Genomic DNA, 13983 nt, shown 5'->3' with positions numbered 1-13983 from the left:
CCGGCTCGACAGGCTGTCGGCCATCGGGCAATCTGCGCGCAAGCCAATGCGCACCGTGGGGAGTGACAGTCATGACGCAGAACGCGTTTGCGATCCTGAGCCAGCAGAACGAGGCGAGCCGACCGCAGAGCCTCGACGATCTGCTCGCCAGCATGGCGCTGCTGTTGCCCATGCTCGACGTGATTCCCAACGCGGCGATCTTCATCAAGGACCTGCAGGCGCGCTATGTCATGGCCAACCAGACGCTGGTGCAGCGCTGCGGTTTGAAAGACCTGCGACCGTTACTGGGCAAGACCAGCGCCGAGGTGTTTCCGGCGCAATTGGGGCCGGGCTATACCGAGCAGGATCGGCGCGTGCTGGAAGAAGGGTTTGTGTTGGAGGATCAGCTGGAGCTGCATCTGTACGGCAGCCGCGAACCGGGTTGGTGCCTGACGCACAAGCGGCCGCTGTACGACCGGGATAATCGGATCATTGGCCTGGCGGGAATTTCCGTCGACCTGCAAACCGCCAGCGAAACCCATCCGGCGTATCAGCGACTGGCGGCGGTGGATGAATACATTCGGGCGAATTTCAATCGCCGGGTCAGCCTCGGCGAACTGACGCGCATCGCCGGGATTTCAGTGGCGCAACTGGAGCGCTACTGCAAGCGCGTGTTCCACCTGACGCCGCGGCAGATGATCCAGAAAGTGCGCCTTGAGCATGCGCATCGGCTGTTGCACGGCGAGTTGCCGATCACCGAAGTGGCGCTGCAGTGCGGCTACACCGACCACAGCGCGTTCACCCGACAGTTCAAGGCGTCGACCGGATTTACCCCGCGCCAGTATCGGTTGGCGACGGCGCAGTGAGGTTTGCCCGTCAGGCCTTGACCCAGCGCTGTCGGCTCCAGGCGCTCAGCGAATCCACGCCCAGCACCAGAATCAGCATCGCCACAATCACCGTACTCGCCTGCGCTTCCTGAAACAGGCTGAGGCTGACATACAGCATCTGCCCCAAACCACCGGCACCGACAAACCCCAGCACACTGGCCATGCGAATATTGTTTTCCCAGCGATACAGGCAATACGCGAGCAATTGCGGGGCGAGGTTGGGCAGGGTGCCGTAGCAGAACGCGAGCACTGGATTGCCGCCCTGCAAGCGGATCGCTTCGGCCGGTTCCGGCGGGGTGTTTTCCAACGCTTCGGCGAACAGCCGGCCGAGTACGCCGGTGGTGTGCAGGGCCAGCGCGAGGGTGCCGGCGTTCGGGCCGAGGCCGGCGGCGAGCACCATCAGCGCCGCCCACACCAGTTCCGGAATCGCCCGCAGACCGTTGAGCAGCAGGCGCGAAGCGCTTTGCAGCGGCCAGCCGAAACGCCCGGCCGCGGGCAGCGCGAGGATAATGCCGAACACCGCCGCGAGCAGGGTGCCGAGGGCCGACATGGCGAGGGTTTCCAGCGAGCCCTTGAGGATCGCCTGTAAATGCGTGGCGCTAAGGTCCGGGCTGAGAAAACGCTGCGCGTAGGCACCCATCTGCTTGAGGCTGGTGGCGCTGCCGAGTTCACCGAGATCGAGTTCGAGGTAACCGAACGAGGCGATAACCGCGACGCCAATGCCGACGATCAGCAACAGATTGATCAGGCGATTCATGTCAGCCTCCAGCGCAGCAGGCGGCTGAGTTGGTCGGCACCGAGCACCAGAATCAGGAACGTCAGCAACATGCTCGCCACTTCACCGCTGGCGAACATGCGCAGTGACAGGTCGATCTGTTGGCCGAGGCCTCCGGCGCCGACAAACCCCATCACCACCGACGCACGAATCGCGCACTCCCAGCGATACACCGTGTACGACAGCAGCTCGGCCGCGACATTCGGCAGAATCCCGTAGGCGAACGCCGCGAGTCGTCCGCTGCCGGCCTGCATCAAGGCGTGCGCCGGGCGTTGGTCGGTGGATTCGAAAATTTCCGCGTAGACCTTGCCGAGCATGCCGCTGTAGGTGATGGCGATCGCCAGCACACCGGCTGCCGGGCCGAGGCCCACGGCACGCACAAACAGTAGCGCCCAGACGATCTCCGGCACGCTGCGCAAGAAGATCAGCAACCCGCGCACCGGCCAGCGCAACAAGCGCCCGACCCGACTGGGAATGCCGCTCCGGGACGCCGCAGACAATGACAGCGCGCGGCTGGCAATCAGGCTCGCCGGCACCGCCAGCAGCAGCGCCAACGCCATACCGGCGGTGGCGATGGCCAGGGTTTGCAGGGTGGCTTTGAACAGCAACTGAAGAAAATCGTGGTCATGCGCCGGTGGCCAGAATCCGGAGATGAAACGGCCCATTTCGGTCTGGCTGTCGCTGTGCAGCAACACCCCCAGATCCAGTTCGCTGAGCTGGATGCCCGGCCACAGCAAGGCCAGCGCCAGCAGAGTCAGCAACAATCGCGGCGCGGCGGCCGGGTCGCGTGAATCAGCCCTCAGCATCGCGGGATCTGCACAATCAGCGGCGCACTGGGCGTCGTCGGGCTTTGCAATTGCTCGTTGGCGTACAGCGTGTCGAGCATTTCGCGGCTGACCTGTCCGGCTGGGCTGTCAAACAGGATCTGGCCGTCGCGCAGGCCGATGACCCGCGGGAAATGCGCCAGCGCCAGTTCCACCGCGTGCAGGCTCGCCACCAGTGTGACGTTGTGCGCCCGCGCGTGCTGCGCGAGGATCGACAGGGTGTGCCCGGCGAGCACCGGGTCCATCGCCGACACCGGTTCGTCCGCCAGCAGAACCTCCGGCGCCTGATACAGCACCCGGGCAATGCCCACGCGCTGCAATTGGCCGCCGGACAATTGCTGGCAGTAAGCGAAGAGTTTGTCGCCCAGATCCAGGCGGGCGAGGGCGGCACGGGCGCCGGGAATGTCCGTGGGATGCAGCAGATTCAGCAGGCTTTTGCCCAGACTCCACTGCCCGAGTTTGCCGGCCAGCACCGCCGTCACCACCCGTTGGCGCGGCGGCAGCGGCGGTGCTTGGTGAACCAGGCCGATGCGCGCACGCAGGCGTTGCCGTTGATGGGCGGATAGGTGCCAGGGACGCTCGCCCAGCACCTCGATTTCACCGCTGCTGGGGCGCAACGCAGTGGCCAACAGATTCAACAGACTCGACTTGCCGGCCCCGGAAGGGCCGATGATCGCTACCTGTTCACCCACGCCAATCTGCAGGTCAACGCCGCGTAACGCGTCGACCCCGTTGGCGTGGTGCAGGCTGGCGTGTTTGAGGCTCAGGGTCATTTCAGCAGGTCGGCAGCGCGAGCGGCTTCCTCGATGCCCTTGTAGTTCTCGGGTTTGGTGTCGATGAAGCGGCTGGCCGCCTGCAGATCAAGAATCTTCTTCTGCTCAGGGTTGGCCGGATCGAGGTCGAGGAAGGCTTTCTTGATCTTCGCCGCCAGCGCCGGGTCGAGGGTGCCGCGCACGGTCCAGTTGTAATCGAAGTAGGCCGGGGTGGTGGCGAACACGTGGACTTTGCTGGTGTCGACCTTGCCGGCATCCACCAGTTTCTGCCAGACGCTGGCATTCAGCACACCGGCATCGACTTTACCGGCCTGGACCCAGGCCACGGTGGCGTCATGCGCGCCGGAGTAGGCGACGCGGCTGAAATAGGCTTCAGGCTTGATGTTGTCGTTCTTCAGCATGAAATAACGCGGCATCAGGCTGCCCGACGTCGACGACACCGAGCCGAAGGCAAAGGTCTTGCCCTTGAGGTCGGCCAGACTCTTCACGTTCGGGTCGGCGGTGATGAACTTGCTGGTGAACTGCGCATCCTGCTCACGCTGCACCAGCGGGATAACCGGGGTGGTGGCGTCGGTCTTCAGGCGCGCCTGAACAAAAGTGAAACCGCCCAGCCAGGCCATGTCGAGGCGATCGGTCGCCAGCGCTTCAACCACCGCCGGATAGTCGGCCACGGGAACGAACTGCACTTTCATGCCCAACTGCTGCTCCAGATACGCGCCCAGCGGCTCGAACTTGCGCAGCAATTCGGTCGGGGCTTCATCGGGAATCGCGCTGACCCGCAACACATCGGCGGCATGCGCCACCAGAGCAGAAAAAGACAGGGCCAGACCAGCAGTCAGTGCCAGGGTTCGTTTGAGCATGGAAATCTCCGTTTCATGAGCGTCGCATTCTAAGTGCCAGGGCGCGAGGTGTCGCGCTCGGGCGCTCAATCAGGTTAGACGAAACGGCGAGGTTATACGCAGCCGGGCAGTCAAAGGCCAGCGCGGGTGCCCGGGGATGTTTTGCTCCACGTTTCATGCCGGCGGATGGGGCTGAGATGAAACAACTGATTCAGGATCGCTCGGTGCCGCTTTGGCGGTCGCTGATGCGCTGTCGGGTGTCTTGGTCGATCAGCTCGCGCAGGGTGGCGAAAACCGGGTCGGCGCTGGTGTATTTCTTGCCGTAGCCCAGATTGAAACCGTAATCAAAATCCGCCGGGTTCAAACCTTGATTGTGCTGCAACAAGGTCTCCAGCTTATCCAGTGCCTTGACCGCTTTGGCTTCGGCGGACTGCGCATTTTCGTAGTCGTCCCACAGCGCCAGAATCTCGTTGCGCAGTGCTTCATCGAGCGAATGGGTCAGCAGCAGAAGGTCGTTGCGCTCCTGTTCACCCTTGTCGGGGAACGCGGCCTGATTGACCGCAGGAATATCGCCATTGATGGCTTCGCCCAAATCGTGAATCACGCACATCTTCAGGACTTTGAGCAGGTCGAGGCCGGCCAGTTGATCGGCGAAGACAATCGCCATCAGGCACAGGCGCCAGCTGTGTTCGGCGGTGCTTTCGGTGCGGCCGCTGGAGGTGTGCGCGCTGCGCAGGACGTCCTTGAGTTTTTCTGCTTCGCGCAGAAATTCGAGGCGGCCCTTGATGATTTCGAGGTTCATGTGTCTGCCTGGCTGAATACGCCGAAAAGCTCAGCCTAGAACTGAAGACACTTGGCGTCCACGCATAAAATATGCGTTCAGAGGGTTTCCACCAGACGCGCGGCGCTACCGTCAGACAGCGCAATGCGCGTCCAGCGGCACAGGCTGGGACGAATCGGCACGAGGTCGGAGGCATTGCTGCCGGTGCTGAATTCCACGGCCGGCGGCGCCTGAATCTCGTGCCAGCCATTGCTCGTCAGGGCCGACTCTCTAAGCACAATTTCCGGCGTTGCGAAGCGCCACAGCGACTGTCCCAGCAACGTACTCAAGGGCTGGGTGAACTCGGCAGCACGCGCAGGAGAGCAGGCCAGCAAACGGTGGGTGAGGTCGCAGATCAGGTGCATCGGCCGCTGACTTTCCCCGACCAGACGCGCCAATACCTGATCGGCGGCGCTGTCCAGGCGCGCAGCCAGCAAGCGCTCCAGCTGTTGCTGCGCGACAGGCTCCAGCGCCTGCACACCGCTTTCCCAGCGAGAAATGGTCGACTGGGTGACGTTGAACAACTGCGCCGCATGCGTCTGTTTGACGCGATGCAGCAGGCGCCAGCGTCGCAAGGCGATACCGGGCAGGGCGGGCTTCAATAACAGGTCTGACATGGCGGTTGTGGAAAATGGGTAGGCGGGTCGGACAGTCTGAAGACTGCCGACCCCCGGTGCAAATCCGCCAGACGATCAGGCCGTTTCGCGCAGCCTGGCGATTACCTTGATCTCGAACTGAAACCCGGCCAGCCAGGTCACGCCGACCGCAGTGATCGTCGGATACGGCGCGCTGCCCCAGAACTCCGGCACCACTTCCCAGATGGTTTCGAAGGTCGATTGTGGATCGACCATAAACACCGTGACGTCGACCGCGTCGGCGAAGCTGCAACCGGCGGCGTCGAGAATCGCATTGAGGTTGTTGAAGGCCAGGCGCACCTGGTCCTGCAGATCCGGCTCGGGCGAACCATCTTCACGGCTACCGACTTGTCCCGAGACGAACAGGAAACCGTTGGAACGAATCGCCGGCGAATAGCGATGACGCTCGTAAAGCGCATGGCGGGCTGGCGGAAAAACGACGTCGCGCTGGGTCATGGGTGTCTCCATCATTGTTTGGTCATTGACGATGGAGTGACTTTAGGGACTTGCGCAGCCGCGATAAACGCGCAACCTTGGCGTTCACTGTTTGCAAAATCCAAACAATCCGAGGGCGCAAAGTGGACCGTTTCGATGCAATGCAGGCGTTCGCCCGGGTGGTCGAGGCGGGCAGCTTCACCAAGGCTGCCGAGACCTTGCACATGAGCAAGACCACCGTGACGCAACTGGTGCAGCAACTGGAGGCACGGCTGCGGGTCAAGTTGCTCAACCGCACCACACGCAAGGTCAACGTCACTGCTGATGGCGCGATTTACTACGAGCGAGTGATCAAGTTATTGGCCGATATGGACGACGCTGAAACCAGTCTGTCCGGCGCCTCGGCGTTACCCCGAGGGCGCTTACGCGTCGATGTGCCAAGTCCGCTGGCGAGGCTGATCCTGATGCCGGCGTTGCCTGAGTTTCACGCGCGTTACCCGGATATTCAGATCGACATGGGCGTCAGCGACCGCATCGTCGACATCATCGATGAGAACGTCGATTGCGTGGTGCGCGGCGGCGAATTGCTCGATCAGTCACTGATGGCGCGGCGGGTCGCCGATCTTCAGCTCGGGGTATTTGCCGCGCCGAGTTATCTGGCCCGCGCCGGCACGCCGCTGCATCCACGGGAGCTGGAAGACTCGCATCATCGGGTGGTCGGCTTTCTCTGGGCGCGCACCGGCAAACCGGTGCCATACGCCTTGCACCGTGACAGCGAACACCTGCAGATCAAGGGGCGTCACGTGCTGGCGGTCGATGACGGCAATGCCTACCTTGCGGCAGGTCTGGCCGGCATGGGCGTGCTGTGGTTACCCAGGTATATGTCGGACGCACATCAGGCCCGGGGTGAGTTGGTGCCGCTGTTCGAGGACTGGCAACTCGAACCGATGCCGCTTTATGTGGCATATCCGCCGAACCGGCATGTCAGCCTGAAACTGCGGGTGTTCATCGACTGGATCATCGAGCTGATGGCGCAGCATGCACCGGTCATCGAGCGCCGAGTTTTTTGATCAGCCACTCGCTGAAGCATCGCGCCATCGGGTCATTCTCGCTGTCGCGATGGGTCAGCAGTGCCCAGTTCGGGCCACGAATGGTTTGCTCCACCAAGGGTTGCAGCAGCCCGTTTTCCTGCGCCTGACGGCTGAGCAACTGACTGACCAGCGCAATCCCCAACCCCGCCGCAGCGGCATCGAGCAACAAGCCCGGATCGGAAAAATTCAACCCCTGATCCTGCTGCCCGACATCGACGCCGGTCTCCACCGCCCAGTGGCTCCAGTCCATTTCACGCTCACCGTGCAGGGTGGTGCGCTGCGCGGCAGGTTGCGCCAACACGCTGGGATGACACGCCGGAAACAGGCGGTCGGCATGCAGCACCTTGAAGCTGCATTCAGCCTGGGAGCTGATGTCGTCGCGCACCGCCAGATCGATGGTTTGCGTGGCCATGTCCGGCACTTCATCGGTGCTGAAAATCCACAGATCGACCTGCGGATGCTGGCGCCGAAAATCCGCCAGACGCGGCAGCAGCCAGTGCCGGGCAAACGCTGGCGTGGTGTTGAGCACCAGTTGGTTGGGCTTCTGATATTGCCCCAGACGCCGGATGCCGACCGCCAGTTGCTGGAGCATCGCCTGGGTGGTGCTGAGCAGATCGTGGCCGGCGTCGGTCAGTGCGACGCTGCGACCGTTGCGAAAGAACAGTGGCTGTTCGAGGTACGCCTCGAGGCTGCGGATCTGCTGGCTGATCGCCGATTGAGTGAGGCTCAACTCATCGGCCGCCTTGTGAAAACTACCAAGGCGCGCAGCTGCTTCGAAACCGCGCAGCGAGCTGAGCGGCGGCCAGTGCTTGAGCATATCGATAAGTTCCTCTAATCAGTTGTGCGCTAAATCCATCGTTTGTTGGCGCGGTTTCAGCTCAGTAGCATTCATCTCAAGCCAAATCACGGCAATTTCCATTGAACACAATGGCTTAATCGAGAGGTGCTTGTCATGCCGCGCAACGAGAATAACAACAACGCTTGGATGATGCCTGCCGAATGGGTGACGCATGCCGCGACGTGGATGGTCTGGCCGCATAACCAGGCGCTGTGGGAATCGGGATGGCGCGTGACCTTGCCGCTGGTGCAAGAGGATTTCGCCCGGGTCGCCAACGCCATCGCACGCTTCGAACCGGTGAAAATGGTCGTTGATCCGTCGGCGCTAGCGAGCGCCAAAGCCCTGTGCGGGCCGAACATCGAGCTGATCCCGCTGGCGGTCAACGACAGTTGGTGCCGCGACTCTGGCCCGAGCTTCGTCTGCCACCCGCAACAAGGGCTGGCCGGTGTCAGCTGGCGCTTCAATGCCTGGGGCGGCAAGTCGGCGCATGAGCTGGACGAAAGCCTCGCGCGGCGCGCACTCAATCATCTGGGGCTGGAATGCTTCGGCACGCCGCTGAGCAACGAGGGCGGGGCGATTCATGTCGACGGCGAGGGCACGCTGATCACCACCGAATCGGTGCTGCTCAACCCCAATCGCAACCCGGGGATCGGCAAGGTCGAGATGGAAGAAATCTTCCGCCGTCTATTGGGCGTGAAGAAAACCATCTGGTTGCCGGGCGATCCGGATTACGTCACCGGCGACATGACCGACGGCCACGTCGATGGTGTCTGCGCCTTCGCCCGTCCCGGCGTGTTGCTGGTGGATGCGACGCATGATCAGAGTTCGGTGTACGCCGAAGTGGTGCGGGAAAATCGCCGCGCATTGGAGTTGGCGACCGACGCCCAAGGGCGCAAGTTCGAGCTGATCGAACTGTTCGAAGCCAGCGAAGCGGTGGACAGCGAAGCCGAAGTGTTCTGCGCCTCGTACACCAATTTCTACATCGCCAACGGCGCGATCATCATGCCGGCCTACGGCATCGAGGCCGACGAGGTGGCGGCCAAAGTGCTGGCGCAGGCGTTCCCCGGACGCGAAGTGGTGCCGGTGCGCATCAATCATCTGGCCCATGGCGGCGGCGGGGTGCATTGCATCACCCAGCAGCAGCCCGCCTGGCCGGTGGAGGGTTGAGCGATGAGCCATCTGACCATCGCCACCACCCAGATGCCGTGCACCTGGGACCTGCCGCGCAACCTCGATCAGGCCGAGCAACTGGTGCGTGAGGCGGCCGCGCAGGGCGCGCAGGTGATCCTGTTGCAGGAGCTGTTCGCCACGCCGTATTTCTGCATCGAACAGAGCCACAAGCATCTGGCGCTGGCCGAGGAATACCGCGACAGCCGCGTGCTGCAGCGTTTCGCCGCACTGGCAAAAGAGCTGGGCGTGGTGTTGCCGCTGAGCTGGTTCGAGAGGGCCGGCAACGCCTTCTTCAATTCGTTGAGCGTGGCCGATGCCGACGGGCGTCTGTCGGGGGTGTATCGCAAGACCCACATCCCCAACGCCATCGGTTATCAGGAGAAGGAATATTTCAGCCCCGGCGACAGCGGTTTCCGCGTTTGGGACACCGCGTTCGGTCGCCTCGGCGTGGGTATCTGCTGGGATCAGTGGTTCCCCGAGACCGCACGCTGTCTGGCATTGATGGGTGCTGAAGTGTTGCTGTTCCCCACGGCCATTGGCTCCGAGCCGGGATGCACGGCGCTGGATTCCCGCGATCACTGGCAGATGACCATGCGCGGTCATGCTGCCGCCAACCTGCTGCCGGTGGTAGCCGCCAACCGGGTCGGGCGAGAAGTGGCAACCACTGATTCGTCGCTGCAAATGAGCTTTTACGGCTCGTCGTTTATCAGCGATCACAAAGGCCGATTGCTCGCCGAAGCCGATCGCGACAGTAGCGGCGTGCTGGTGCACCGCCTCGATCTCGACGCGATGCGCGAAGAGCGCCTGAGCTGGGGCATCTACCGCGACCGCCGGCCGGACATGTACGGCGCGCTGCTCAGTCAGGACGGCCGCCACCTCCATGCACGCTGGAACACTCAAGGGGTTTGAACATGGCTACGCACCACAAAAGACTGCTGGGCGCGCTGGGTCTGGCGCTGACATGCGTGATCCCGTCGCTGCGCGCCGAGGACAAAACCCTGCGGCTGTACAACTGGGCCGATTATTTTGCCGAAGACACCCTGAGCCGCTTTACCGCGGAAACCGGGATCAAGGTGATTTACGACGTCATGGACGGCAGTGAAACCCTCGAAGCGAAGATGCTCTCTGGTGGCAGCGGCTATGACCTGATCTTCCCCGGCGACACCGTGGCCGAGCGCCTGATGCGGGCCGGCAGCCTGTTGCCGCTGGATCAATCGAAGCTGACGGCGCTGGCCGACATCGAACCCGGTTTGCAGAAATTGCGTAGCCATTACGAACACTCCAGCCAGGCCACCGTGCCCTACACCTGGGGCACCATCGGCCTGACGTACAACGCGGCGCAGATCCAGCAGCGCATGGCCGACGCACCGGTCAACAGCCTGGACATGCTGTTCAAACCGGAGCTGGCGGCGAAGTTCGCCGACTGTGGAATTTCGCTGATTGACTCGCCGGATGAAGCGCTGGCGGTGGTGCTGAATTATCTGGGCCGCGATCCGCGCAGCGCGAAACCGGAGGATCTGGCGGCGGCCAGTGAGGTGCTGATGAAGCTGCGGCCTTACGTGCGCAAGTTCCAGTCGCAACCGGTGACCGATCTGGTCAACGGCAACCTGTGCCTGTCGCTGGGTTACAGCGGTGACATGACCCAGGCCCAGCGCACCTCGGACAGCGCTGGCAAGACCACGAAATTTGAGTACCGCATCCCCCGCGAAGGCACCACGGTGTGGATGGACACGATGGCGATTCCGGTCGATGCGAAACACCCGGAATACGCCTACGCGTTCATCAACTTTGTGATGCGCCCGGAGAACATGGCGGCGATCAGTAACTTCACCGGTTACCCGACTTCCAACGTCAAGGCGCGGGCCAGCGTCGATGCGGCGATGCGCAACAACCCGGACATCTACCTCGATGAGGTGACCTACGCTCGATTGATCCCGGGCAAGGACATTCCTCAGGCCGATATGCGTGCACGGATGCGCACCTGGACCAAATTCAAAACCGCCACTCAGCCATGATTCAACCGCCGGCGCCCGATCGCCGGCCCTTTTCAGGAAAACCAGATATGTCGACGCGTCGAGAGTTCATCAAACAGGTATCAGTCGCCGCAGGTGTCAGCGCTGCGGTCATGGGCCTTGGCCTGACGCCGGGCAAATTGCTGGCGGCCAGCGCGGGGGATTGGTTCATGCCCGACGAGGGCGACAAGCACGAGCGCGCCTTCATCGCTTTCGGCGCACAGGATGCGATCTGGGAAGATTTCACCGCGGATGTGCAGGCTGCGCTGGGCCGCATTGCCCGCACCATTGCCCGTTATGAACCGCTCACGGTGTTTTGTCGCAGCGGCGAACGCAGTCTCGCCGAAGAGTACTGCGGCACCCGCAACGTCACCTACGTGACCGCCGCGCTCGACGACATCTGGATGCGTGACATCGGCGCCAATTTTGTCATCGACGACAGGGGCGGACTCGGTGCCGTGGACTTCAATTTCAACGGTTGGGGCGACAAACAGCGGCACAGCAAGGATGCAAAAATCGCCGCGCGAGTGGCCGCCGACGCACAGGCGACTTACCTGCGCAGCGAGCTGGTGGGCGAGGGCGGCGGCATTGAAGTCGACGGTCACGGCACCGGGATCATGACCGAGAGCAGCTGGATCAACAGCAACCGCAATCCGGGCTGGAGCAAGGCCGAGGTCGAAGCTGAATTGAAGGCGCGTCTGGGTCTGCGCAAAATCATCTGGCTGCCGGGGATCAAGGGCAAGGACATCACCGACGCTCACGTCGATTTCTATGCGCGGTTCATCAAGCCCGGTGTGGTGATCGCCAACCTCGACAGCGACCCTGAATCCTACGATCACCAGGTCACGCTGGCGCACCTGGAGATTCTCAAGAAAGCCACCGACGCTGATGGTCGCAAACTGCAGATCCACACGATTTCGCCGCCGCTCAAGCCGCGCACAAGCAAGTTCAATCAGGACAACCCGGATTTCGCTGCCGGTTACATCAACTACTTCGTGATCAACGGCGCGATCATCGCCCCGGAATTCGGCGACAAGGCCGCCGACCAGAAGGCTTACGACCTGCTGTCGAAGCTGTATCCGGAGCGCAAAGTCGAGTTGCTGAACATCGATGCGATTGCTGCCGGTGGCGGCGGGATTCACTGCGTAACCAGTCATCAGCCGCAAGCGTGATTGACTCTTTGGCCCGGCAAGCCAACTATCGGCGCATAACAACATGACCGATGGGCCAGACCTTGATCGAACGACGTCAATTCAGCGGAGGCATGAAGGGCAAAAACCTCCGCTATCTGAATGAGCAATCTGCCGAGACCCGCATCACCCGCACCGGTTTTCTGTTGCTGGAACACTTTTCGCTGCCGGCCTTCACTCAGGCGCTGGACACCATCATCACCGCCAACCTGTTGCGCGCCGGGTTGTTCAGCTCGCGCACGTTCGGGCTGGGCGAGGGGGAGGTGATCAGCGATCTGGGGCTGGTGATTCGTCCGGATGCGCGAATTGACTTGGGCAGTCTTGCGCAGCTGGATCTGCTGGTGGTGTGTGGCGGCTACCGCACCGAGCTGAAGGCCAGCGAGGAGTTGATCAGCCTGCTGCGCGCGGCTGCGGAACGCGGCGTCAGTCTGGCCGGATTGTGGAATGGTGCGTGGTTTCTCGGCCGCGCCGGATTGCTCGATGGCTATCGTTGCGCGATCCACCCGGAACATCGTCCCGCGCTGACGGAAATTGCCAAAGCCACCCAGGTCAGCAGTGAACCGTATGTAATTGATCGCGACCGGCTCACGGCGTCGAGTCCGTCGGGGGCTTTTCATATGGCGCTGGACTGGATCAAGAGCCTGCACGGCAAGGCGCTGGTCGAAGGCATCGAGGACATTCTGGCGTTCGAGGAATCGCGCTACCGGCGGATCAAACCGGACGAAAACCTCTGCGTCAGCGCACCCTTGCGCGAGGTGGTGAAACTGATGGACGCCAACCTCGAAGAGCCATTGGAGCTGGAGCAACTGGCGGTGTATGCCGGCCGATCGCGGCGTCAGCTGGAGCGTTTGTTCAAGGAGCAACTGGGCACCACGCCGCAGCGCTATTACCTGGAATTGCGCATCACCGAAGCCCGGCGTCTGTTGCAACACACCGAGCTGTCGCAGATGGAAGTGCTGGTGGCGTGTGGTTTCGTTTCGCCGAGCCATTTCAGCAAATGCTACAGCGCGTTCTTCGGCTACCGACCGTCCAAGGAAAAACGCCTGGTCAAATAACCCGCGCTGTTTCTATTGCCAGCCACAGACCCAACCCCTGTGATTGGTGTCAGAGCCAATGGCTGAGCGCAGACCAATGTGGGAGCGGGCTTGCTCGCGAAAGCGGTGTGTCAGTCAGCATATGAATTGGCTGACGCGGCCCCTTCGCGAGCAAGCCCGCTCCCACAGGTTTAATTGAGTGGTGTCAGAGCCACTGGCTTAGCGCAGGCTAATGTGGGAGCGGGCTTGCTCGCGAAGGCGGTGTGTCCTTCAGCATATGAATTGGCTGACGCGGCCTCTTCGCGAGCAAGCCCGCTCCCACAGGTTTAATTGGGTGGTGTCAGAACCACTGGCTCGGCGCCGACCAATGTGGGAGCGGGCTTGCTCGCGAAAGCGGTGTGTCATTCAGCATATGAAGTGCCTGACACGGCCTCTTCGCGAGCAAGCCCGCTCCCACAGTTTTAATTGGGTGGTGTCAGAACCACTGGCTCAGCGCAGGCTAATGTGGGAGCGGGCTTGCTCGCGAAGGCGGTGTGTCAGTCGGCATATGAATTGCCTGACAGGGCCTCTTCGCGAGCAAGCCCGCTCCCACAGGTTTAACTGGGTGGTGTCAGAACCACTGGCTTAGCACAGGCCAATGTGGGAGCGGGGGGGGGGGGGGGGGGGGGGGGGGGGGGTGGC

Annotated in this window: 15 protein-coding genes; 7 read left to right on the top strand and 8 right to left on the bottom strand. The window is 62.3% G+C overall.

The window, feature by feature from the left end; translation table 11 throughout:
• Nucleotides 1-71: 71 nt before the first annotated feature.
• Nucleotides 72-845, top strand: a complete 774-nt coding sequence (locus NTD85_RS03455; RefSeq protein WP_103520760.1) for an AraC family transcriptional regulator — start codon at nt 72-74, stop codon at nt 843-845.
• Between the two features lie 10 nt (nt 846-855).
• Here the strand turns inward: NTD85_RS03455 and phnE are convergent, their stop codons facing one another.
• The 7 genes from phnE to NTD85_RS03420 all read right to left on the bottom strand — a co-directional run bounded on the left by phnE (nt 856) and on the right by NTD85_RS03420 (nt 5988).
• On the bottom strand, nt 856-1623 hold the full coding sequence (gene phnE / locus NTD85_RS03450; protein ID WP_262141429.1) for a phosphonate ABC transporter, permease protein PhnE: 768 nt from the start codon (nt 1621-1623) through the stop codon (nt 856-858).
• Nucleotides 1620-2447: a PhnE/PtxC family ABC transporter permease gene (locus tag NTD85_RS03445; RefSeq protein ID WP_103520759.1), complete on the bottom strand. Its 828-nt coding sequence runs from the start codon at nt 2445-2447 to the stop codon at nt 1620-1622. The genes phnE and NTD85_RS03445 overlap by 4 nt, the downstream gene beginning before the upstream one ends.
• Nucleotides 2441-3238: a phosphonate ABC transporter ATP-binding protein gene (locus NTD85_RS03440; protein ID WP_262141428.1), complete on the bottom strand. Its 798-nt coding sequence runs from the start codon at nt 3236-3238 to the stop codon at nt 2441-2443. Before NTD85_RS03440 ends, NTD85_RS03445 begins: the two co-directional genes overlap by 7 nt.
• Complete coding sequence (locus tag NTD85_RS03435) at nt 3235-4098, bottom strand: putative selenate ABC transporter substrate-binding protein (RefSeq protein ID WP_041072554.1); 864 nt, start codon at nt 4096-4098, stop codon at nt 3235-3237. The genes NTD85_RS03440 and NTD85_RS03435 overlap by 4 nt, the downstream gene beginning before the upstream one ends.
• A 190-nt stretch (nt 4099-4288) precedes the next feature.
• Nucleotides 4289-4879 carry an HD domain-containing protein gene (locus NTD85_RS03430; protein WP_262141427.1) on the bottom strand — a complete coding sequence of 197 codons (591 nt, stop codon included), beginning with the start codon at nt 4877-4879 and terminating at the stop codon, nt 4289-4291.
• Between the two features lie 77 nt (nt 4880-4956).
• The gene (locus NTD85_RS03425) at nt 4957-5514 is read right to left on the bottom strand and encodes a helix-turn-helix domain-containing protein (RefSeq protein ID WP_262141426.1); all 558 of its coding nucleotides are present in this window, start codon (nt 5512-5514) and stop codon (nt 4957-4959) included.
• A 75-nt stretch (nt 5515-5589) separates the two neighbouring features.
• The gene (locus NTD85_RS03420) at nt 5590-5988 is read right to left on the bottom strand and encodes a RidA family protein (RefSeq protein WP_103485024.1); all 399 of its coding nucleotides are present in this window, start codon (nt 5986-5988) and stop codon (nt 5590-5592) included.
• Nucleotides 5989-6110: 122 nt separating this feature from the next.
• Between NTD85_RS03420 and NTD85_RS03415 the strand changes: the two genes are divergently transcribed.
• Entirely contained in the window at nt 6111-7037 is a 927-nt protein-coding gene (locus tag NTD85_RS03415) for a LysR family transcriptional regulator (RefSeq protein ID WP_262141425.1), read from the top strand.
• On the opposite strand, the gene NTD85_RS03410 is transcribed toward NTD85_RS03415, so the two are convergent.
• Entirely contained in the window at nt 7015-7875 is an 861-nt protein-coding gene (locus NTD85_RS03410) for a LysR substrate-binding domain-containing protein (protein WP_262141424.1), read from the bottom strand. The genes NTD85_RS03415 and NTD85_RS03410 overlap by 23 nt on opposite strands.
• Before the next feature lie 135 nt (nt 7876-8010).
• On the opposite strand from NTD85_RS03410, the gene NTD85_RS03405 reads away from it, so the two are divergent.
• Genes NTD85_RS03405 through NTD85_RS03385 form a run of 5 tightly spaced genes read left to right on the top strand, consistent with a single transcriptional unit; the run spans nt 8011 to nt 13323 of the window.
• Nucleotides 8011-9063 carry an agmatine/peptidylarginine deiminase gene (locus tag NTD85_RS03405; RefSeq protein ID WP_262141423.1) on the top strand — a complete coding sequence of 351 codons (1053 nt, stop codon included), beginning with the start codon at nt 8011-8013 and terminating at the stop codon, nt 9061-9063.
• A gap of 3 nt (nt 9064-9066) precedes the next feature.
• Complete coding sequence (aguB, locus tag NTD85_RS03400; RefSeq protein ID WP_262141422.1) at nt 9067-9975, top strand: N-carbamoylputrescine amidase; 909 nt, start codon at nt 9067-9069, stop codon at nt 9973-9975.
• Between the two features lie 2 nt (nt 9976-9977).
• Nucleotides 9978-11081, top strand: a complete 1104-nt coding sequence (locus tag NTD85_RS03395; protein ID WP_262141421.1) for an extracellular solute-binding protein — start codon at nt 9978-9980, stop codon at nt 11079-11081.
• Nucleotides 11082-11128: 47 nt separating this feature from the next.
• Nucleotides 11129-12250, top strand: coding sequence for an agmatine/peptidylarginine deiminase (locus NTD85_RS03390; RefSeq protein ID WP_262141420.1), 1122 nt, complete (start codon nt 11129-11131; stop codon nt 12248-12250).
• A gap of 50 nt (nt 12251-12300) precedes the next feature.
• A complete protein-coding gene (locus tag NTD85_RS03385) occupies nt 12301-13323 on the top strand; it encodes a GlxA family transcriptional regulator (protein WP_262141419.1) in 1023 nt (340 codons plus the stop codon).
• Nucleotides 13324-13983 lie beyond the last annotated feature (660 nt).

This window comes from Pseudomonas sp. 13B_3.2_Bac1 (genome assembly GCF_025466205.1).
Lineage (GTDB): Bacteria > Pseudomonadota > Gammaproteobacteria > Pseudomonadales > Pseudomonadaceae > Aquipseudomonas > Aquipseudomonas fluorescens_H.
Note: the sequence above shows the minus strand (reverse complement) of the source record. Positions and strands in the feature narration are given on the sequence as shown.